The sequence below is a fragment of the Corynebacterium sp. UMB6689 genome (assembly GCF_030215295.1).
GTDB classification, from domain to species: domain Bacteria; phylum Actinomycetota; class Actinomycetes; order Mycobacteriales; family Mycobacteriaceae; genus Corynebacterium; species Corynebacterium aurimucosum.
Genome location: NZ_JASOLS010000016.1, coordinates 1 through 21,042, shown reverse-complemented (window position 1 = coordinate 21,042; position 21,042 = coordinate 1). Strand labels below are relative to the sequence as shown.

Here is a 21,042-nt window from a genome sequence, read left to right as displayed (position 1 = left end):
GTCAACTAGGGCAGTTTTATGTCTGGGCTGAACCGAATCAGATTAGTTGCTGCGCTTGACGGTTGCGGCGACCTCGCCTGGCAGGGCATGGCCCTCGCGAGCAATGTCGACTCCGGCAACCTGCTTGGCCGTCGGGCACACCACCGGGGTGATGAGGTTGACGCCGCGCTCGCGCAGCTTGCTTGCCTCCACCGCGATGATCGGCGTGCCGGCAGTGACGGTATCACCCTTCTTAGCCAAGGCCGTGAAGCCTTCACCCTTCAACTCCACGGTGTCGATACCGATGTGGATGAGCAGGTCCAGCCCGTCTGCCGTCTTCATGCCAAAAGCGTGGCGCGTCTTGAAGACCATGGTGATGGTGCCGTCTACTGGGGCGCAGACGTCGAAGGCATCGACGGCATCAGGCATAACGGCGAAGCCTTCGCCCACCATGCCCTGGGCAAAGGAGGCATCCGGGACCTGGGAGAGCTCAACGACGTCACCCGCGAACGGGGCGCGCACGTCGACATCCGCGTCATCGCTGCTGACGCGATTAGCGGAAGCGGCACCGGCGCTGGCTGCAGCCCCCGCAGCTCCAGCCGCGCTCGCTGCACCAGTCGTGGCCAGGGCCGGGGAACCGTGGCGCAGCTGGTGGCTGACCTCGTCATACATGAACTGTACGGCCGGGCCCACGATGACCTGAACACTCTTCTCGGAGGGGTGGATGACACCGGAGACGGCGGCGCGTTTGATCACGGAGTCGCGAACAAGCGCGCGGTCCTTCACACCCACGCGCAGACGCGTGGTGCAGTAGTCCAGTGAGTCGATGTTGTCTTTGCCGCCGAGGCCCTCGATGATGCGGGCGGCATCGGCTGCGGTCTTGTCATCGCCGGTAGCAGAATCCTCCACGTTGTCGGCTTCGTCCTCGCCGCGGCCCGGGGTCTTGAGGTTAAGCCAGCCGATGAGGAAGTAGAAGATGATGAAGTAGAGGAAGAAGAAGCCCACGCCCATCACCAGCAGCATGTACCACTTGTTGGCCAGCGGGTTCTGCGAGGAAAGCAGCATGTCCACGAAACCGGCAGAGAAGCCAAATCCAGCGGTCCACTCCATGGTGGAAGCGATGAAGACGGACAGGCCCATCAGCAGTGCATGCACCACGTAGAGCAGCGGGGCGACGAACATGAAGGAGAACTCCAGCGGCTCGGTCACACCGGTGAAGAAGGAAGCCAGGGCACCAGCAGCCATCAAGGAGCCGACCACCTTGCGCTTCTTCTTATCCGCACGCAGGTACATCGCGAGTGCCGCGCCCGGCAGACCGAACATCATGACCGGGAAGAAGCCCGCCTGGTAGCGGCCCACAACGCCCTCGACCGTGCACTGTCCATTCGCCCAGATGCCCGGGCAGTCCGCGGCGGAGGTGGCGGCTGCGGCTGCTTCGATGGTCTTTTGGCCCGCCTGGAAGTTGCCAATGTCGTTGATACCGATGACGTCGAACCAGAAGACGGAGTTCAACGCGTGGTGCAGGCCAGTCGGGATGAGCAGGCGGTTAGCCACACCATAGATACCGGCACCCGCCGCACCCAGGCCCTGGATGGAGGTACCGAAGTTGAAGAGCGCGTTGTAGATGAACGGCCACACGAAGTAGAGGACGCCGGAAATCACCATGGCGATGATGGCGGTAAGAATCGGCACGAGGCGCCGGCCTGAGAAGAAGGCCAAAAAGTCCGGCAGCTTGGTGCCGTGGAAGCGGTTATAGACCCAGGCCGCCATGATGCCGGCGAGGATGCCAAAGAGGACGTTTCCGCCGCCCACGGCGTTCCAGCCCTCCGATGCCCAGTGCAGAGCCTCATCGCCGGTCAGCGCGGTGGGGTCTTCGATGCCGCGGTAGCCGGCCACGGCGTCGGGGCCGAGCAGCTTCATGAAGGTGGCGAAGGCCAAGAAACCAGAGAGTGCCGCAGCACCGTTGGAATCCTTGGCCAGGCCGAAAGCAATGGCGATGGCGAAGATCCAGCCCAGGTTGGCCAGGACCGCGTCACCGGAGCTAATCAGCAGCTGGGCGGCGAGGTTATCCGGGCCGGCGGCGCTGGAAATCCAGTAGCCAAGGCCACTGAGGATCGCCGCGACGGGCAGCACCGCCACGGCGCCCATGAGGGCTTTTCCGAGCCGCTGCAGCGGCCCCATGACATCTATTTTCATGTCTGAAACGTCCTTTCGAGAAGGGAAGTTATGGAATGAGAAAAAGGAGCTTTAACGCAGGCGGTTCTGGTCCGCGAAGAGGTAGTACTCGCGATCCTCCAAGCGGGCAGCGGCGGCTTCATCCACAATCACCGTGGCGTGCTGGTGCAGCTGCAGTACCGAGCCAGGGCAGCGCGCCGAAAGCGGTCCCTCAACCATCGCTTGCACCGCGTTGGCTTTGTTGCTGCCGGTGGCGATGAGGAGCAGGTGGCGGGCCTCGCTAATCGTGCCCAAGCCCTGCGTGAGTGCGTGGCGCGGAACGTCCTCGACATTGTCGAAGAAACGGGAGTTATCCTGCACAGTCTGCGGGTGCAGCGCCACCACGCGAGTGCGCGAGGTCAGGGAGCTCGAGGGCTCGTTAAAGCCGATGTGGCCATTCGCACCGATGCCGAGCAACTGGATATCGATGCCACCGGCATTCCGGATGGCCTGGTCATAGGCGGCGGTGGCTGCCACGGGGTCGGCAGCGCTGCCCTCTGGGCTCTTGACCAAGGCATCATCGAAATCGACGTGGCTGGTGAAGTCACGGCGGATGGTGGCGTAGTAGGACTGCTCGTGTTCGGGGTTAAGGCCAAGGTACTCGTCGAGAAGAAATGCGTGGCTGCCCGCGAAGCTGACCTCGCCGCGCTCGTGGCGGGCGATGAGCTCCTTGTACGTGGCCACCGGGGTGGAACCGGTGGCCAGCCCCAGGGTGGCGGAATTGTTGGCGTAGCGTGCGAGGATATCGGCGGCCGCGGCGGCGACCTCGGCGGGGGTGGAGCGAATGAGGATGTCCATAATCTGCCTTTCTGATGTGAGTGAGAGTCTTGTTTAAAAGTTTATAAATTCAGTGCCACCGACAATGACGCGCACCGGTTCCAGCTGGGTATTGAGGCCCACCAGGTTGGCGCGTGCACCAACCGCGATGCGGCCTAGATCTTTGCGTCCCAGCACATCGGCGGCCGTGGTGGAGGTAAAACGCACCGCTTCGCCCAGACCATGGCGTGCGGCGAAGCTGGCGAATTGCTGGGCCAAGGTGGACGTACCACCCGCGATGGCGCCGCTGGGCACGCGCGCGACTCCCCCGCTCACGGTGACGGGCAGGGAGCCCAATTCATAGTCACCGTCGGCCATGCCAGCCGCCGCCATGGCATCCGTCACCGCGAAGGAGCGGGGGTTGTGAGCCATGTCCACGGTGCCGTCCACAAGATGCACGCCATCGGCGATGAGCTCGACAGCCACGTCCCCCGCCTTCGCCGCGGTGAGCAAGGCGGCCACCGTGCCCGGCGCGCGGTGGTGGATGGGCGGCATGGCGTTGAAGAGGTGCGTGCCGGTCACGGTGACGCCGAGCTCTTTGGCCTGGGCGATAACCTTCAGCGTGGTGTCGTAATCGGCCTCGGTGTGGCCCAGGCTGGCGATGATGCCGTGCTCCGCGCAGACTTCGAGCAGCTTGTCGACGTTCTCCGTTTCCGGCGCAAAGGTAATCGAACGCAGGTGGCCGCGGGCCGCGGCGATGACCGCGCGGAAGAAGTCCGGGTCACCGGGCACGATGCGCGAAGGGTCCTGCGCGCCGCACTTGGCCGCCGCGATGAAGGGGCCTTCCATGTGGATGCCGGCGATCTCGCCTTCCTCAGCCAGCTGGGCCAAAAGCTCGGCCCGGGCGCACAGCTCTTCTTGCGTGCCGGAAACCAAGCTGGCCAACAACGTTGTGGTGCCGTGTGCGCGGTGGAAGCGGGCTGCGGCCAGGCACTGTTCATAGTCGCCGTTGGGGAATCCCCCGCCGTTGCCGCCGTGGTTGTGCAGGTCCACGAAACCGGGCACCCAGAGCAACGCATCCGGGTCCCCGGCGCGCCAGGCGGCCTCGGCTGCGGGGACGTCGCCAAGCGCTATGCCCTCAATACTTTCCCCAAATGTGACGGCCCCGGCGCGCAGCTCGAAGTTCTCATCGATGTAGAGGCCCTCGACGTGGCCTTTCGCCTCTGTCTGCATGACTCATTCGATTCTGCTTGTACGGGCTGGCGTGGCGCAGCCCGGTTGACAATTCACTTGAAATTTATCAGGGCTGCTGATTTTTGTGAATCACGCCTCCGCCGAAGGGGGTGTGTGAGCGCAGGTGACTTATAGTGTGCTCAAGAACCGAAGTCTGGGACTCTCCTCATCCCACAACGGTAGAGTTGACCACATTTAGCCCACCTGACCGTCCACCCAAATGGAGCTATCCTCATGGCCCACTTTTCTGCACGTCAGCTCAAGCACCTCATGGGTTTCTGGCCGCCCTTTCTGGGCGCTGGCATAAAGATCAAGGAATTCGCTGATGACGGCACGCGTGTCGTGGTCAGCCACAAGCCGAACATGTTGACCAAGAACGCCATGGGCGTTGCCTTCGGCGGCACGCTCTCCGCCATGACGGATCCCTTCTTCATGCTCGCCTCGATGCACCGTCTAGGCAAGGAGTACCGCATCTGGGATGCCGCTGGTGAGATTAAGTACCTCAAGCCCGGCCGTGGCACGGTCACCGCCGACATGCGCATTCCGGAGGAGACCTACGCGCTCATCGAAGAAAAGACGGCCAACGGTCAGAAGTACCTGCATTGGTTCGACGTCAACATCATCGATGAGGAAGGCGATGTCGTCGCTCATGTGCGCCGGCAGGTATATTACCGACGCAAGCAGAAATAAGCAGCGAGTACGAAAGCCTGCGCGTCGTCGCAGACGCTGGGGTTACCGGAGTATTTCCCAAAAATTCTGGCGCCGAGTTTACCTGGTAGTTTGATTCCATTTCGTCCACACCGGGAAGTTATGTGTTGTGGAAGGCCTCGCGCCCAATTATCCTTGAGTCACAACGTCAACCCGAGAAGGATAAAGCTGGGTTCCCGAATGGGAGTAGGGCTTCGGCCTGAGAATTCCTTTGCTCCGAGGGTTGGCGTTTTTACTTTGTTCTCACCTTGGCGGCCTAAACGACAAAACGTGTTGTTTAGGCCGAACACTGTTCTAGCTGGGGCTTAATGGAGCCGCCTGCGAGAATCGAACTCGCGACCTTCTCATTACGAGTGAGATGCTCTACCGACTGAGCTAAGGCGGCACGATGCAGTGTGTATATGCACCGCGTGAGAGTCTAGCCTAGGCCAGGGCTGAGAAAGAAATCGGGCTGCTTGATGTGGGGCACGCACAGCAAATGCTGCAAGTTAGCGCGCACCGCAGGCTAGGCGCAGGCGACCCACCATACCGTCGAAAGCCACCTGCGGGGTGACGTTCTGCGGTAGCTGCTCGCGGCAGGTGCGGATGGCGGACTGGGCGGCCAGCAAGCCATCTTCGCTCACACGCTGGGCAAGTTCGCCGGCCAGGCCGGCGAAATCCGGGTGGGTCATCTCCACCTCGGCACCAACTTTGAGCATGAGTGCATCACGGTAGATGCCGGCGAGATCCACGAGGGCGATGTCGAGGCCGTCGGCGATGCGGCGCTTAGCGCGCTTCTTGTGAAGCTCCTCCATATCCTTCAGGGCACTGCGGGCGTCGCGCTGCGCCTTCGTCGCGCCCTTACCCTTGGCACCAACGCCGAAGGATTGTTCAATCTTGGATCGCTCCGCCTCCTCCGCCGCCGCGTGGGAGTCCTTGGCCTCCTTCTCAATGAATTTCAGCAGCGCTGTGACGGATTGAAAGGCCTGGGAGCCGTGAAAGACATCCTCGGCCAGGTTGATGGCCATGGCGCGGCGCTTCTGCGCGGCGGGTTCGTTGACCAGGTGTCGCGCGCGCCCCACGTGGCGCAGGGTGGTCACGGCGGCCAGGCGCGCGTCATCCTCGCTGGCGCCTTCGGCGACGAGCTGCTTGACCACACCCTCCACGCTCGGCGCCGGGATATAAAGGTGGCGGCAGCGGGAACGCAGAGTGACCGAGAAGTCCTCCGGATCCTCCGAGGGCGCGACCATAATGATGACGGTGCGCTCCGGCGGCTCCTCCACGGTCTTGAGCAACGCGTTGGCGGCCTCGTTGCGGAGGCGATCTGCCTTGTTGAAGATGACCACGCGCCAGGGTGCAACACTCGGCAGGCTGGCCGCGCGCCCAATGACCTCGCGGGCCTCGCCGACCGTAATGAACTGCTCCTGCGGGTCCACGTAGACCAAGTCGGTGTGCTCTTGATTGTCCAGGACGCTTTGACAGGAGGCACAGCGCCCGCATCCGGGGTTGCCGTTCTCGTCGGCAGACGTGCACATGAGTGCTGCGGCGAAACACTGCGCCGCCAGCGAGCGGCCGGCACCGGGAGGACCGGTAAAGAGCCAGGAATGGCTCATCGCCCGCGGGTCACCTTCGCCCCGTGCCGCGCGGGCAGCACTGAGGATGGTGTGGGCGACGGAGGGGGCGTCGGCAAGCCTTTCTGCAACGCTTGATGTATTCACTCGCCCTAGCCTACTGGGATAACTAAAGTGAGTAACCATGAATAGACTGATGCGTGGCGCCCGCTGGTTATGGGGTACTCAATGGCCGATGTACGCCGCGCTCGTCCTTGGCTCCAACATCATCGGTGCCATTGCGATCATGACCTTCGTGGTCTTCTTTCTCCCCATGCCGGAGATCTCCGACTTCATCGCCCACACGCCCCACCTGTGGACCTATGGCACGTTGTTCGTAACCTTCGCCGTCATCATCGGCATCGCGGTGACCCTGCGGCTGTTCCGGCCGGTCTTGGACTGGCAGCGCAGTCCCGATGACCATGATCCCAATATGGTGCGCAACTTGGTCCTGCGCATCCCGCTCTACCAATCTGGCGTGGCCGCAGGTGTCTGGCTGCTGGGCATTCTTTTGGCGGTGATATTAGCGGGCCAGCACTCGGCACGGCTGGCCGTGGTCGTCGGTGTTTCTGCTGCACTGGCCGGCGGCCTCATCGTTCTCCTGACATACCTGCAGGCGGAGCGCCTCGTGCGCCCCGTGGCAGCGGAGGCCGTTGCCCGCCGCTTTGAGGATTCCACCCTGGAGCCGCCGATTAAGTACCGTCTGCTTTCCACGTGGCTCATGACCTCCGGCATCCCGCTCATCGGCATCATCCTGGTGCACCTGGGCCAGAAAATGGGGATGTTCACCGCCGATACCGCCGATATCATCCCCGCCATCATCGCGCTGAGCATCACGGCGCTGGGCACGGGGCTTATCGGCACCATGTTCGCCATGATGAGCGTGGTGGACCCCATCCTGGAGCTACAGGACGCCATCAACCGCGTGCGCCGCGGCGAGAACGACGTCCAGGTAGACATCTACGACGGCTCTGAGCTCGGTGTTCTTCAAGCTGGTTTCAACGAAATGATGCGCGGCCTGCGTGAGCGCCAGCGCGTGCGCGACATCTTCGGCCGCTATGTCGGCACTGAGGTGGCACAGCGCGCCTTGGAGGAGCGCCCGGAGCTAGGCGGCGAGGACCGCAAGGTGGCAGTGCTGTTTATCGACGTCATCGGCTCCACCACCTTCGCCGTCAACCACACCCCGGAGGAGGTCGTGGAAGAGCTCAACAAGTTCTTCGAGCACGTCGTTGAGGTGGTACACCGCAATAAGGGCATCATCAACAAGTTCCAGGGTGATGCTGCTCTGGCCGTGTTCGGTGCCCCACTGACGGTCTACGATGCCAACTCCATGGCCCTGCAGGCTGCCCGCGAACTGCGCCAGGAACTGCGCGGGCTGCGACTGCAGGCAGGCATCGGCGTGGCCGCGGGCCACGTGGTAGCCGGCCACATTGGTGGTGCGGACCGCTTCGAGTACACCGTTATTGGTGATGCCGTCAATGAGGCCGCACGCCTTACCGAGCTGGCCAAGGACACGCCCGGCCAAGTGCTCACCAACTCCGCCACGCTGCGCGGCGCTAACGAGGCCGAGCAAGCGCGCTGGACACTGATGAAGTCTATCGAGCTGCGCGGGCGTCGCCGCATGACGCAACTGGCGCGCCCTATCCGCCCGACGCTGGCGGAGCGCGCCCTCGGATAAATAAGTCTTTGTGATTCTGGTAGTTTCGGGGCCATGCCCCATCAGCCACACCAGCCCCATCCGCCACGCCAGAATTCGAGTCCTCGCCTTCTCGTCCCCGACGTCGCCCGCGGCATGGCTCTGCTAGGCATTGCGCTGGCAAACGTCTGCACCGCGTGGATTATGAACGACGGCAATGGCCCCGATGCTTATTTCGGCGGCGTCGACTCCCTCGCAGACAAAATCTACGTGGTCTTTGCCGCCATGTTCATTCACGTGCGCGGCCTGCCGATGTTCTCCACGCTCTTAGGTTTCGGCGTGGGGCTTATCGCAATGAGCTTATGGCGGCGCGGCTTCCCGCTTCTCCGCGCACAAGCCGTGCTGGCAAAACGCTATGGCTTTCTCGCCCTGTTCGGCGTCTTGCACTGCCTCTTTCTCTTTTCCGGCGACATCATGATCCTCTATGGCGCGATGGGCATGCTCATCGCACTGCTGCTTTCTTTAACTGACAAGCTCCTCATGCGCGTGGCCTACGGGCTTTGTTCGCTGCTGGTTGTGTCGGGCATCGGAATGGGTATTGGGGCCGCATTCATCGATACTTCAGATTTCGATTTCAGCGGCTTTACTGCCGCCGACTCCTATTGGGAGCTGCTGGGTGAGCAGGCCATCATGGTCGGCGCCCAACTGATGTCCATCCCCCTAACCGGCGCCATGGTCCTGCCGGTTATGCTCGTGGGCTTCGTGTGGGCGCGCCGCGGCACTCTGGCCGGGGGCCATCATCGCGAGCTATGGGCGTGGACACTGGTGGCTGTAGCCATCATTCTCTTCCTCGGCCTGCCTTGGGGCTTGTCGACGATTGGGGTGCTGGATCCAGCGCTGGCAGATCCCCTCAACGCAGCAAATAGCTGCATCGGAATGCTCACCGGGCCGGGCATCGTGGCGGCGGCGACACTTGCCCTGGAACCCCTGCAGCGCCGTGGTGCGCGCCCGTGGTTCCTGTGGCCGCTCATCGCACTCGGCAAGCGTTCCATGACCGGCTATGCGCTACAGTCCGTGTTCTTCCTGGCGCTGGTCTACCCCTTCGCCCTCAACATTGGACCGGAGTTCAGCGCCGCAGGCCAAGCAACGTTGGCCGCCGGGGTATGGCTAGCAACGCTTATCATCGCCTGCGCGCTCGAGGCCGCAGGCAAGCCGGGCCCCTTCGAATGGGTGCACCGCCGCCTATCCTACGGCAAGACAATGCGCCCGGAATTAGGTGCGGCGTCTAACCCCGGCCCTTCCGCGCCAGCCCATCCACCAGCAGCACCAGGCCTACCGTCTGCGCCGCCGACTGCGCCGCATCCAGGGCTCGGCCACGCAGGCCCGCATCCTGGCGCTGCTCAGCCGGGTTCAGGACCGTCAGCGCCTCAGAGGCCAGAAGCAGGTTAGCGCCATGGCTCAGTCCTTGCGTGGCTTCGTCGGCGCGGAGCTTCTCATCACCGGCTAGCGCGGAGAGAGCGGCCGCCGGGATTCCGGCGACGGCCGTGGCGAGGCGCTCACTCCGGGTGCGCGAGAGCGCAATGCCTGCGGCCCACGCTCCGGCGCGCAGACCCCAGCCCACCGCATCATTGCGCGCGCCGCGCAGCGCCCACGCGAAGGATGCGTATTGTGCGCTCACACACGTCACGCCGAACGTCGTTGGTGCACCGCGCTTGGCGGCCTGCCCCAGGGATGCGGCGATGAGCCCCACGCGGGTCTCCGGTGCGCAGTCCGGGCGCAGGGCCAGCAGCACGGGTACAGCGGCCGTCGTGGCCACACCGAGCGTGCGCCACTTAAACAGGCGTGACCAGACAGCAGTCTCCCCCGCAGCAAGCGCGCCGAGGGTGAAGTGATCGCGGCCAGTAAAGGCCGGGCCCGCCGCGCGCAGGAGAGCCTCCGTGCCTTCCTGGGTGCGGGCCACCATATCGCGGGCGAAGCTGGTCTTCATGTCCTGCTACTTCCTACGTGATCCGGCCTTGACCACGTTCTTGGTGCCCGGCGAAGGCTTCTTCGTGGCCTTCTTGGTCGACTTCTTCGTGGCCTTCTTCGTCGATTTCTTGGTCGACTTCTTGGTGCTCTTCTTCGTCGACTTCTTCGCACCACCGTTCGCGGCATCCTTGGCGCGGCGCTCGGAGAGGAGCTCGTTGGCGCGGGCGTCGGTAAGCTGCTCCGGGTCGTCACCACGGCGCAGCGAGGCATTCGTCGTGCCGTCGGTGACGTACGGGCCAAAGCGACCGTCCTTGACCGTCATCGGCTTACCGGACACGTCGTTATCACCCAGCTGCTTAATCGGCGGCTGCGCGGCCGCACGGCCGCGGCGCTTCGGCTCCGCGTAGATGCGGCGCGCCTCATCCAAGGTGATGGAAAAGATCTGCTCCTCCTTGGCCAAGGAACGGGAGTCCTTGCCCTTCTTTAGGTACGGGCCATAGCGGCCGTTCTGCGCGGTGATGACCTCGCCATCCGAGGGGTCCACGCCCACCTCACGCGGCAGACTCAGCAGCTTCAGTGCTTCCTCGAGGGTGACGCTGGCCGGCTCCATCGAGGCAAAAAGCGAGGCCGTGCCTGGCTTGAGCTTCTCCTCGACGTACTCAGCAATGCGCTTTTCCTTCTGCTTCGCCGCGGTCTTGGTCTCCCAGTTCTTCGCGCGCTTGCCCTCGGCGGCGCGCTGGGCGTCCTCCGCGGCGCGCTCTTCCTTGACGATCTCCTCGGCTTCGGCCTCGGCCTTCTCGCGCTCGTCGTCACGCACCTGCTCGGTCACGTACGGTCCGAAGCGGCCCTCCTTGGCCACGATGGTGCGGCCATTCTCCGGGTTCTGGCCCAGCTCGCGCCCGCCCTGCGGGGTGGCAAAGAGCTTCTCCGCCAAAGCCTCATTGAGCTCATCCGGGGTGACCGTCTCCGAGAGGTTAGCGCGCTGGTACTCCACCGTGCCATCCTCGTTGGTACCCACGGCGCGCTCAATATACGGCCCGTAACGGCCCACGCGCACGAAGACATCGCGACCTTCGGCGTCGGTGTAAAGACGCAGCGAGTTGACCTGGCGGGCATCGATAGCCTCCAGGTTGATGTCCACCAGGGACTTCAGGCCGCCGTGGCGGGCAATGGATGCGGCCTTGCGCTCGCCGGCCTCCGTGTTGCCGAAATAGAAGTTATTCAGCCAGTCCGTACCGTTCTCCGAACCGGCAGCAATGGCATCGAGCTCGTCCTCCATGGAGGAGGTGAAGTCATAGTCCACCAGCTCGGTGAAGTTATTCACCAGCAGGCCCACCACCGCGAAGGCAACCCACGAAGGCACCAGCGCGTTGCCGCGGGAGAGCACGTAGCCGCGGTCCTGGATGGTCTTGATGATGGAGGCGTACGTCGACGGGCGCCCAATGCCCAGGTCTTCCATCTTCTTGACCAAGCTGGCCTCGGTATAGCGCGCCGGCGGGTTGGTGGAGTGGCCGTCGGCAGTCACCGCAGCGGTCTTCAGCGTGTCGCCCTCGTTGAGGTGCGGCAGGCGCGACTCTTCCTTCGAGCCCTTCGCCGCCACGTCCTCGTAGGCCTTGAGGAAGCCCGGGAAGGTAATCGTGCGGCCGGTCGCAGAAAAGTCCGCGTCGTGACCACCAGCGCTCACGGCCGCGGTCACCTTCATCGAGGTTCCCTTGGCATCGGCCATCTGGGAGGCCACGGTGCGCTTCCAGATTAGCTCGTAGAGCTTGTATTCCTCGGCGTCGAGCTGCCCGGCCAGCTGGCCCGGGGTGGCGAAACGTTCGCCGGCGGGGCGGATGGCCTCGTGGGCCTCCTGGGAGTTCTTCACCTTGCGGTCATACGTGCGCGGCCCATCCGAAACAAACTCCGCACCGAAGATGGAGGTGGCGGCCTCACGCGCGGCGCCTAGGCCCTGCTTGGACAGGGAGGTCGAGTCGGTACGCATATAGGTAATGTGACCGTTCTCGTAAAGACGCTGCGCAATGCGCATCGTGCGCTCCGAGGTGTAGTGCAAGCGGCGGCCTGCCTCTTGCTGCAGCGTCGAGGTCATAAACGGTGCGGAAGGTTTGCGCGAATAAGGCTTGTGCTCAACGCTGGCCACCGTCATGGTGGAGCCTTCCAGCGCGCTGGCCAGCTGCTCCGCCTGGGCCTGCTTGACGACGACCACCTCGTCGCTCTTCAGCTGCCCCCTATCGTTGAAGTCGCGGCCCGCGGCCACGCGCTTGCCATCAAGGGCGCTCAAGCGTGCGTCAAAGTCCGGTGTGGACTTGAGCGTTGCCGTGAGATCCCAGTACTCAGCAGGGATGAACGCCATGCGCTCACGCTCGCGCTCGACGATGACGCGGGTAGCCACCGACTGCACGCGGCCAGCCGACAGGCGCGGCATGACCTTCTTCCACAGCACCGGGGAGACCTCGTAGCCGTAGAGGCGGTCGAGGATGCGGCGGGTTTCCTGGGCGTCGATGAGGTTCTCATCGAGCTCACGAGTATTTTCCGCCGCCTCCAGGATGGCGGACTTGGTGATCTCGTTGAAGACCATGCGGCGCACCGGCACCTTGGGCTTGAGCACCTCGAGCAGGTGCCAGGCAATGGCCTCGCCCTCGCGGTCGGGGTCTGTTGCTAGATAAAGCTGGTCGCATTCCTTCAGCTTGGCTTTGAGGTCAGCGACCTTCTTCTTCTTGTCCTGGCTAATGACGTACAGCGGGGTGAAGTTATCCTCCGGGTTAACACCGAGGCGCGCCCAGGATTCCTTCTTATACTTAGCGGGGACGTCGGCAGCGCCGCGGGGAAGGTCCCGGATGTGGCCGACGGAGGCCTCAACAATGTACTTATCGCCGAGATAAGGCTGAATCTTCTTCGCCTTGGTTGCTGACTCGACGATGACCAGGGTCTTCCCCGGGCCGGTAGCTTCTGCCACTTCGACTTCATCCCTTCCGATGGTTAGTCCTCTGCTGGGCAATTGCCCCTAGAGTACACAGATAGAGGTTCACTCTAGTTATTCAGGCCAGTACGCGTCCACACAACAGGGGGTCTATACTGGCCGTCCGAGGATTCGCCTCACAGTACACAACCGGGAGACAGCGTGATTGCGTCTATTACTGCATGGTTCGAGGTCATCATGGCCACCCAGTGGATTTATCCGCTGGTGGGTTCGCTGATTTTCCTCGACTGCTTCTTCCCCGTGTTGCCTTCAGAGGTTCCCCTCAACATGGTTGGCGCTTGGTCTGGTTCCCAAGGTTTTCCCCACCTTCCCACCATGTTTTTCGTCGCGCTGGTTGCCGCCATTGTGGGGGATAACTTGTGCTTCTTTCTGGGAACGCGGCTCATTACCCTTATTAATAGAGCCCAAAAAGGCACGAAGGCCTACGATGCCTTAACGTGGGTTAAACGCAACATTCGGCGCAGCGGCGGCGCGGCGATCATCATTGCGCGTTTCATCCCCTCGGCCCGGCTCTTCATGACGATTCTGCTCGGCTCGATGCGCTACCCGTGGCCGCTGTTTTTCTTCTTCGACACCTTCGGGGTGCTGCTGTGGGTGGCGCAAGCGCTAGCCATTGGTTATCTCGGCGGCGTGGCTTTCTCCGGCTCGCCCGCGATAGCCATGCTCATTTCCATCATCGCCGCGGTCATCATCGGCTTCGGCCTGCAAAAGGGGCAGAATAAGCTGCTGGAATGGTGGGATACCCGGCGCGGCTATGCCGAATCCCCCTAAACCACCTCGACGTTGGTGGCCTGCTGGCCCTTAGCGTCTTCCCCAATCTCAAAGGAGACGCGCTGGTTATCTTCGAGAGTGCGGAAGCCGGTTCCTTGGATCTCGGTGTAGTGCACGAAGATATCGCCGGAGCCGTCCTCCTGCTCAATGAAGCCGTAGCCTTTTTCGGCGTTGAAGAACTTGACGGTACCGTATGCCATGATGAGTTGTCCTTTGCGGAAATAAAGTAGTGCAAACTAGTGCACCAGTGTGCCACGTTTGGACACCTACAGCAGATTAGTGGAGGCAAGCGTGAGTGAGAACCCTCTGGGTGAGGAGCTCGTCGAGCACCTTGTTGAGCGTTTCCCCGAGTCCGAGCTAACGCACTCCACCACCCTGCCCGCCCAGCCAGCGCGCTATGCCGAGTGGCCGGAGTGGGTCCTGCCGGAGTTGCGGGCGGCGTTGGAGGAGCAGGGTGTGGCCAAGCTCTATGCCCACCAGGTCGCCGTGGCACAGGCCGCGTGGGAGGGGCGCGACGTGGTGGTGTCCACCGGGACGAGTTCCGGAAAGTCGCTGGGCTACCGTTTGCCCATCCTGTCCCGCCTGGCGCAGGATTCGACCGCGTGCGCGCTCTACATCACGCCGACGAAGGCGCTGGGTTCGGACCAGCTGCGCGCGGTGCTGGAGCTCACGCAGGATATCGCCGTGCTTCGCGACGTCCACCCCGCCCCCTACGACGGCGACACCCCCACCGAAGCGCGCGCCGGCATCCGGGATCAAGCGCGGTTCATCTTTTCCAACCCGGACATGATTCATTCTTCTCTGCTGGGGGCGCATCAGCGGTGGGCGCGGGTGCTGAGGCACTTGAAATTCATCGTCATCGATGAGGCGCATGCCTACCGCGGGGTTTTCGGGGCGAACGTGGCGCTGGTGGTGCGGCGTTTGCTGCGGCTGTGCGAGCACTATGGCTCGCGGCCAGTCATTATTGCGGCTTCGGCGACCATGCGGGATCCGGCGCGGCATACCGCGCGGCTGACGGGGCGCGAGGTGCTCGCGGTGACCGAGGATGGCGCGCCGACGGGTGCGCGGACGGTCGCGCTGTGGGAGCCGGGCTTCATGGAAGGCATCGAAGGGCAGAACGGTGCCCCGGTGCGTCGCGCCGCTACGACGAAGGCAGCGTGGATGATGGCCGCGCTGGTGGCGCAAGGCGCGCGGACGTTGACCTTTGTGCGCTCGCGGCGCGCGGCAGAGACCACCGCGCTACGTGCAGCAGAAGAGCTCTCCGGGAGGCTGGGCCGGCCGGATTTTGCGCGCCGGATTGCCGCCTACCGCGCGGGTTATCTGGCCGAGGACCGCCGCGCGCTGGAGCAGGCACTGGATGATGGTTCCTTGCTCGGCGTAGCCACTACCTCGGCTTTGGAACTGGGCATTGACGTCGGCGGGCTGGATGCCGTGGTCACCGCTGGGTTCCCGGGTACGGTCGCCAGCTTTTGGCAACAGGCAGGACGCGCGGGCCGCCGCGGGCAGGGCTCTCTGGTGGTGTTGGTAGCCCGCGATGAACCGATGGATACCTACCTGGTTCACCACCCGGAAGCGCTGTTGGGCCGGCCGGTCGAGGCCAGCGTGTTCAACCCCGCTAACCCTTATATCCTGGGCGGACACGTGTACTGCGCGGCGGTAGAAAAGCCGCTGAGCGACGCCGACGTGGCCGCCTTCCACGCCGAAGACGTGGTTCATGACCTAGCCCAGCAGGGCTTGCTGCGCCGGCGCCCGCAGGGCTGGTTCGCCGCTCCCCTGCCCGCTGGCTCCAGCGAGCTCACCCCGGAGACCGCGCACACGGCCGTCTCGCTGCGCGGCGGCTCAGGCGAGGAGGTCATGATTGTCGATTCTTCCGACGGCCGCCTGCTCGGCACCATCGATGCAGCCCGCGCGGTCAGCCAGGTACATCCCGGCGCGGTGTACCTGCACCGCGGTGAAAGTTTCGTGATCGAGGAACTTCACCTCGGCGGAGGCGATGGTGGCGCAGCTCCCGCCGAGCCAGGCGTAGCCCTCGCCGTACCGAAGACGCCGGACTACACCACGCAGCCGAAGTCCACGACGGATATCCGCATCCTGCGCGAGGCCGATGACTTGGTGAACTACGCCCCCGGCCTGTGGGTGGCCAGCCTGGAGGTCGAGGTGACCGACAAGGTCACCGGCTACCAGGTTCGGCTTCCCGATGGCTCCGTGGGCGAGGATATCCCCCTTGACCTGCCGGAGCAGCGCCTGGTGACCCGGGCGGTGGCCTACACCATCGATCCGCTGGCACTCGCAGCGATGGGAGTCACCGCCGGGCGCACGCCCGGCACCCTCCATGCGGCCGAACACGCCGCCATTGGGCTGCTGCCGCTCATTGCCACCTGCGACCGCTGGGATATCGGCGGCGTGTCCACCGCCCAACACGCCGATACGGGCTTGCCCACGGTTTTCGTTTACGACGGCCATCCCGGCGGCGCCGGCTTCGCCGAGGAAGGCTTCCGGCGTTTCCCCGAGTGGATCAAGGCTACCTTTGAGGCCGTGCGCTCCTGCCCCTGCGAGTCCGGGTGTCCGTCATGCGTGCAATCCCCCAAGTGCGGCAACGGCAATAACCCTCTGGACAAGGCGGGCGCTATAGCTCTCCTCGGCGCACTGGTCACCATGACCTCTTAGACCGGACCAGCACGGGCGATGGCGCTGCGCCCGCGCATCTGGGCGGCCACCTCAACGTCGCTCCCATCGATGACGCAGGAGCCGAGCTCCGCGCCGTTAAGCGCGGCAATCTCTGTGGCCTTCGTGCAGGCGTCCCTGCCCTTAGCCGCCTCCCACGCGCCGGCCACGGCGGCGAGGTCTGCCGCCACCTGCGCTTCGTGCCGCGCCACCACCGCTGATCCGACCGCCGCGACTGCCAAGAGCAGCGATGTCACTGCGGCGATGATCCCGGCGGTGACGACGGTGGCATAGCCGTCCTCACCCGCGAGGTGTCTCGCCCAGCTGCGCTGACGACACCTCATGGCTGCGCCCCTGCGGCCCCACCGGCTGCCATCTCCGCGGGAAACACCGCCTGCGCACGCATGGTTCCCAAGGGTGCGGGCACGGCAGCCTCAGCGGTCATAAGGCCGGAGCCTTCGCTCACGGTGACCGTCACTCCTTCGCGCTGAAAGTCCACGCCGATGGCGGCGGAGCGAGCCGCAGCTCCCGCGGCGTCAACGGCAGCGAGGTGGGCCGACAGCGTGGCGATGCCACCCACGATTCCCGCCGCAACGATGACGAGTGCGGACAGCGACAGAGCCGCCTCGATGGTGACGGAGCCGGCGTCATCAAGCGCGCGCATTAGCCTGGAGAGTTGGACAGGGCGTCGGTGATGATGGACGTAATGGCGCTGGTAACTTCGCCGCCATTGACCACGGCATAGAGCACCGCGGCGAGGGCTGCCGCGGCTAAACTGCCCATGGCATATTCAATCGTGGACATCCCATCATCATTAGCTAATAGTGACTGGTAGTTTACCTTTTTCTGCATGGTTAACCTATCTTTCTTTCCTGTGTTTGTGTAGGTTGCGTGTGCTGAGTTGGTGAGTGGTTAGTTGAACGGTTGGTTGTATGTGCTGACTTAGAAGAGTTGCTGGCCCAAGCTGATAAGGACGGGTATCAACCCAAGGACCAGGAAGGCGGGAAGAAAACACACGGCCAGCGGTGCTGCGATGAACACACCAGCGCGCTCCGCCCGCGCGGTAGCTTGTGCCGAGGCTTCGGCACGCAGCTGCGCCACCAACCGGTGGCACCCAGTTGCCATGGCAGCGCCCGATTCACCAGACAGCTGCGTAAGCCGCACCAGTTCTTCCAAATGCGGCTGGCTGGCCAACGCCGACCACGCAGTGTTCATGGGAACCCCTACCCCAATGAGTGCTGCCGCCTCCGACCACTGCGACGAGGCTTCGGCGACGGCCACCACGGCGCTTCGCGTGGAGAGTCCGGCCTCCAAACAAGCAGCGAAGAGCTCGAGGTCGCTGGCTGCTTCGAGCGCACTATAGTCCGCCGCTGGACCATCGCGCGGCGTCTTCGGGCGCGGCGTGCGCGACCCCGACTCGGCAATCCGCCCAGAGGGCGCAACAGCCGTGATAGCGAGTGCCGCGGCCATTAATGCAGTGGAGATATAAGTCAAGACCATCACTGCGCCGCCTTCCGCAGAATGAGGCGCGACCAGGCAAAGCCGGCGCAGACGAGTGCCACGCCGACGTCGAGAAGCATGCCCCCTAAGCCACCGCCCAACAGGAACCCCAGGGAATCCGCACCCATCGCCCCACCCATGAGAATGCCCGCCAGCGGCAAGCACGCCAGGATAACCGCGGTGGCCTGCGGCCCCTGCAAAGAGGCGGCGGTCTCACCGGCGTGGCGGCGCGCGGTATCCAGCTGGCTTTGGGCCTGCTCAATGAGACTCGCCAGTGCCACGCCATGGCGCCCGGACAGTGTAAGTAGCGCTGCATAGCGCTTAACCTCTGGTGCCGTGAGGGCCACCGCGGGTGAGCCCCCTTGCGCCGCGAGTCCCGCCGCTGTGCTCAACGCGTCGCGGAGACTCTCCGGAGTGGAGTCAGGAAGGGCATCTGCACCCCGACGCAGCGCGCCCGCCGTTGTCGAGCCCGCCCGCAGCTCAGCGGCAATAGAACCAAAATAGGAGGCGAGTGCCTCAGCACCGCGGCGCTGGCGCCGGGCGGCTGCCAGGTCATTGGCAAACCACAGCGCACAGGCCACAATGCAGCCCACCGCCACCACAACAGTGGGCCTGCCGAAAAAGACACAGCACCCGACCCCGAGGAAGACAGCCGCGGGTGCCAGCGAGCGAGGCTTGGGAGATTCCAGCCGCGTCACCGAAGCAGGCTGCGAGAGCAAACACGCCGCTGCAAGGAACAGCCACATCATGGTTCCACCCCCAACCGCGAACACAGCTGCGCAAACCCGGGAAGCGGGCCCTCTTCGGCCGTCCACACCAGCTGAGGCGTGACCGGGTTTCCCTCCAGCACGCCGAGGTGTGCGAGGCGTCGACCCTGCGGGGTACGCTCCATCCCAAGAACCACGTGCACTGCGGCCGCTAGCTGCGAGTGCAGCGCCACGCGGTCGAGTCCTCCCAGCGCGGCGAGGGCCTCCATGCGGGCGGGTACTTCATCAACAGAGTTGGCATGCACGGTGCCAGCCCCACCATCGTGCCCAGTGTTGAGCGCGGCAAGCAGTTCCACTACCTCCGCGCCGCGGATTTCACCGACGACGATGCGGTCTGGGCGCATGCGCAGCGCTTGGCGGAGCAGGAGCGACATAGAAATCTCGCCGCGCCCTTCCGCGTTGGCCCGGCGCGATACCAAGGTCACCACGTGCGGGTGATTCGGGGAAAGCTCCGGGGTGTCCTCGATGATGAGCAAGCGCTCGGTGACGGGCACGCACCCCAACAAGGCAGCGAGCAACGTCGTCTTGCCGGAGCCGGTCCCACCAGTGACCAGGAAGGATGCCCGGCACTCAACGACGGCCCGCAAGACATGCTCCAAGCTGGAATCAATGCTGCCATTGGCTATTAACTCCTCCAGGCTGGTTTGCGCCTGGCGCAACACACGAAGGCTGATGCAAGTTCCGCTTGCTGAAGGAGGCGCAAGCAACGCGTGAAGTCGGATCCTCGTTCCATCGGGGCGGGTCAGGCGCCCATCGGCAAAAGGTTGCGCATCATCTAGCCGCACGCCCGCCACCGCAGCCAGCCGGGTAGCAAGCTGGCGTACTTCGGCGTCATCGGCAAAGCCGATATCACGCGGCTGCAGGCCCTGCCCGCAATCGACGAAACAGGAATCGGGGCCATTAACAACAACATCGGTCAGCCCCGGCAGCGATAGGACCGGTTCCAATAATCCTAAGCCCACGGAATCGTGGCGCAAGCGCTGCAGAAGGTCGAGCACATCGACATCGCTGATGACTCCGGCCTCCTGGCGAATGCGCCGCGCCAAGGCCGGTGCATCGTGGGCCAGCTGCGGCTCGGCGGCCACGATAGTGCGCATCGTATCGATCAGGTTCATGCCACGGCCTCCCACATCTGGCGCGCGGCACGCACAAGGGCTCGGGGCAGCTGACACGGCAGCCCACTGGTTTCCACCGTGCGGGTCAAACCACGGATCGTCGGCAACTCAGCGATGGGTTCTGCATGAGTCACCGTGGCAATATCGCTGGCGTCCAGACCCGCCCACTGACGGTTGCGCACGACGACGGAGCACTCCTGCGGCCGGGCGCGAAGCTCTGCCACCAGCTGCGCGCAGGCGGCGGCCGCCCGCACCTCAGCGGCGGTCAGCACCACCACGTGATCCGCCGCGTCGGGGATATCCCACGGCGGGCAATCCACCACCACGGTCCCCGGGTATAAACACGCAGCTTGCATAATGGCCGCGCGCCGGGTGGCACTCATCTCAACCACCTCCGCGTTGGCAGACCTCGCCTCTGAGAGAACCGCGATGCCATCCGGAGTGGTGGGCAGAGCACGGACAAGGTCTGCTGCATCAACCGAACCGGTCCCCGCAGCGAGATCCGGCCACCGCGCGCCGGGCTTGTTCTCAATGCCGGTGAGCAAGTCGAGGCCGCCGGAATAAGGGCACGCATCAACCAGGAGATCCGCGCCTGCCTCGCGGGCCAGCGCCACCGCCACGGTCGAGGTACCTAAGCCCCCAGCGGAGCCGGTCACCGCCAGGGTTAAACCTGTGGACACGGTGGTCTCAGGAGTAGCGTCCGCAGCTAATGCGCCCAGGAGTTCTTTCGATTGGGCTGGCACGATGAAGGCGGCAGTCGCACGGCAACAGAGTGCGGCCTCATAATCGATCGGCCCCGGATCCAAGGCCAGGAAATACACCCGCGGATGCCCCGCCACGAGACGGGCCGTCAGCGAATCAGCTAAGACAGCATCCGCCTTCGGCAGGTGGCGGGAAAAGTCCCGCGGATCCTCGACGGTGCTCACTTCCGCAGTACTGGCAGCAGCCGCGGAAGCTGCTTCTGCTCGCAGTGCGGCATCCCCGACTGCGATAACTAGGTGAAACGTGCTCATGCCCGAAGCATGCGCGAGCACACCTACCACGCGCTAGGGCTTCCTAGCCGCCTGTGGATAACTCCGCAGTTTTGGCTTAAGGGACATTTCGTGTGGATAAACCGATACGGATTCCTGGGGCAGCCTGGGATAATGCGGTGATCTTGATT

General features: G+C 64.0%; 18 protein-coding genes and 1 tRNA gene. 5 read left to right on the top strand and 14 right to left on the bottom strand.

Annotation, left to right across the window (positions count from 1 at the left end; all coding sequences use genetic code 11):
• Positions 1–42: 42 nt before the first annotated feature.
• From nagE to QP363_RS09415, 3 genes are read right to left on the bottom strand one after another with little or no spacing between them, the layout of a single operon-like run.
• Positions 43–2,175 (bottom strand): N-acetylglucosamine-specific PTS transporter subunit IIBC, encoded by a 2,133-nt coding sequence (nagE, locus tag QP363_RS09425; protein WP_284764290.1) that lies wholly within the window; start codon positions 2,173–2,175, stop codon positions 43–45.
• Positions 2,176–2,226: 51 nt separating this feature from the next.
• Positions 2,227–2,991: a glucosamine-6-phosphate deaminase gene (gene nagB, locus QP363_RS09420; protein WP_070645717.1), complete on the bottom strand. Its 765-nt coding sequence runs from the start codon at positions 2,989–2,991 to the stop codon at positions 2,227–2,229.
• Positions 2,992–3,024: 33 nt separating this feature from the next.
• The gene (locus QP363_RS09415) at positions 3,025–4,182 is read right to left on the bottom strand and encodes an N-acetylglucosamine-6-phosphate deacetylase (RefSeq protein ID WP_284764288.1); all 1,158 of its coding nucleotides are present in this window, start codon (positions 4,180–4,182) and stop codon (positions 3,025–3,027) included.
• A gap of 234 nt (positions 4,183–4,416) precedes the next feature.
• Between QP363_RS09415 and QP363_RS09410 the strand changes: the two genes are divergently transcribed.
• A complete protein-coding gene (locus QP363_RS09410) occupies positions 4,417–4,872 on the top strand; it encodes a DUF4442 domain-containing protein (RefSeq protein WP_070645713.1) in 456 nt (151 codons plus the stop codon).
• A gap of 327 nt (positions 4,873–5,199) precedes the next feature.
• Here the strand turns inward: QP363_RS09410 and QP363_RS09405 are convergent.
• Together QP363_RS09405 and QP363_RS09400 are read right to left on the bottom strand one after the other, a co-directional pair.
• A tRNA-Thr gene (locus QP363_RS09405) sits at positions 5,200–5,275 on the bottom strand.
• Between the two features lie 103 nt (positions 5,276–5,378).
• A complete protein-coding gene (locus tag QP363_RS09400; protein ID WP_083308560.1) occupies positions 5,379–6,626 on the bottom strand; it encodes a DNA polymerase III subunit delta' in 1,248 nt (415 codons plus the stop codon).
• On the opposite strand from QP363_RS09400, the gene QP363_RS09395 reads away from it, so the two are divergent.
• Both QP363_RS09395 and QP363_RS09390 read left to right on the top strand, forming a co-directional pair.
• Positions 6,625–8,157, top strand: a complete 1,533-nt coding sequence (locus tag QP363_RS09395) for an adenylate/guanylate cyclase domain-containing protein (RefSeq protein ID WP_070444091.1) — start codon at positions 6,625–6,627, stop codon at positions 8,155–8,157. The two genes, QP363_RS09400 and QP363_RS09395, sit on opposite strands and share 2 nt — an antisense overlap.
• 33 nt (positions 8,158–8,190) lie before the next feature.
• Complete coding sequence (locus tag QP363_RS09390) at positions 8,191–9,564, top strand: DUF418 domain-containing protein (protein ID WP_284764285.1); 1,374 nt, start codon at positions 8,191–8,193, stop codon at positions 9,562–9,564.
• Positions 9,565–10,108: 544 nt separating this feature from the next.
• Here the strand turns inward: QP363_RS09390 and topA are convergent.
• Complete coding sequence (gene topA, locus QP363_RS09385) at positions 10,109–13,039, bottom strand: type I DNA topoisomerase (RefSeq protein WP_284764283.1); 2,931 nt, start codon at positions 13,037–13,039, stop codon at positions 10,109–10,111.
• Positions 13,040–13,204: 165 nt separating this feature from the next.
• Between topA and QP363_RS09380 the strand changes: the two genes are divergently transcribed.
• Complete coding sequence (locus QP363_RS09380; protein WP_070645704.1) at positions 13,205–13,834, top strand: DedA family protein; 630 nt, start codon at positions 13,205–13,207, stop codon at positions 13,832–13,834.
• Here QP363_RS09380 and QP363_RS09375 read toward each other — a convergent pair.
• Entirely contained in the window at positions 13,831–14,034 is a 204-nt protein-coding gene (locus tag QP363_RS09375; RefSeq protein ID WP_010189920.1) for a cold-shock protein, read from the bottom strand. The two genes, QP363_RS09380 and QP363_RS09375, sit on opposite strands and share 4 nt — an antisense overlap.
• Positions 14,035–14,125: 91 nt before the next feature.
• Between QP363_RS09375 and QP363_RS09370 the strand changes: the two genes are divergently transcribed.
• On the top strand, positions 14,126–16,501 hold the full coding sequence (locus tag QP363_RS09370; RefSeq protein WP_284764278.1) for a DEAD/DEAH box helicase: 2,376 nt from the start codon (positions 14,126–14,128) through the stop codon (positions 16,499–16,501).
• Here QP363_RS09370 and QP363_RS09365 read toward each other — a convergent pair.
• The 7 genes from QP363_RS09365 to ssd form a co-directional block, all read right to left on the bottom strand.
• A complete protein-coding gene (locus tag QP363_RS09365) occupies positions 16,498–16,842 on the bottom strand; it encodes an Rv3654c family TadE-like protein (RefSeq protein ID WP_284764277.1) in 345 nt (114 codons plus the stop codon). The genes QP363_RS09370 and QP363_RS09365 overlap by 4 nt on opposite strands.
• Complete coding sequence (locus QP363_RS09360; RefSeq protein ID WP_070645699.1) at positions 16,839–17,162, bottom strand: hypothetical protein; 324 nt, start codon at positions 17,160–17,162, stop codon at positions 16,839–16,841. Before QP363_RS09360 ends, QP363_RS09365 begins: the two co-directional genes overlap by 4 nt.
• Positions 17,162–17,350, bottom strand: a complete 189-nt coding sequence (locus QP363_RS09355; protein ID WP_070444112.1) for a DUF4244 domain-containing protein — start codon at positions 17,348–17,350, stop codon at positions 17,162–17,164. Before QP363_RS09355 ends, QP363_RS09360 begins: the two co-directional genes overlap by 1 nt.
• Positions 17,351–17,440: 90 nt before the next feature.
• The gene (locus QP363_RS09350; RefSeq protein WP_216382026.1) at positions 17,441–17,998 is read right to left on the bottom strand and encodes a type II secretion system F family protein; all 558 of its coding nucleotides are present in this window, start codon (positions 17,996–17,998) and stop codon (positions 17,441–17,443) included.
• Positions 17,998–18,747, bottom strand: a complete 750-nt coding sequence (locus QP363_RS09345) for a type II secretion system F family protein (RefSeq protein ID WP_144657356.1) — start codon at positions 18,745–18,747, stop codon at positions 17,998–18,000. The genes QP363_RS09350 and QP363_RS09345 overlap by 1 nt, the downstream gene beginning before the upstream one ends.
• Complete coding sequence (locus QP363_RS09340; RefSeq protein WP_246815692.1) at positions 18,744–19,862, bottom strand: TadA family conjugal transfer-associated ATPase; 1,119 nt, start codon at positions 19,860–19,862, stop codon at positions 18,744–18,746. The genes QP363_RS09345 and QP363_RS09340 overlap by 4 nt, the downstream gene beginning before the upstream one ends.
• A gap of 14 nt (positions 19,863–19,876) precedes the next feature.
• Complete coding sequence (gene ssd, locus QP363_RS09335) at positions 19,877–20,893, bottom strand: septum site-determining protein Ssd (protein ID WP_284764274.1); 1,017 nt, start codon at positions 20,891–20,893, stop codon at positions 19,877–19,879.
• Positions 20,894–21,042 lie beyond the last annotated feature (149 nt).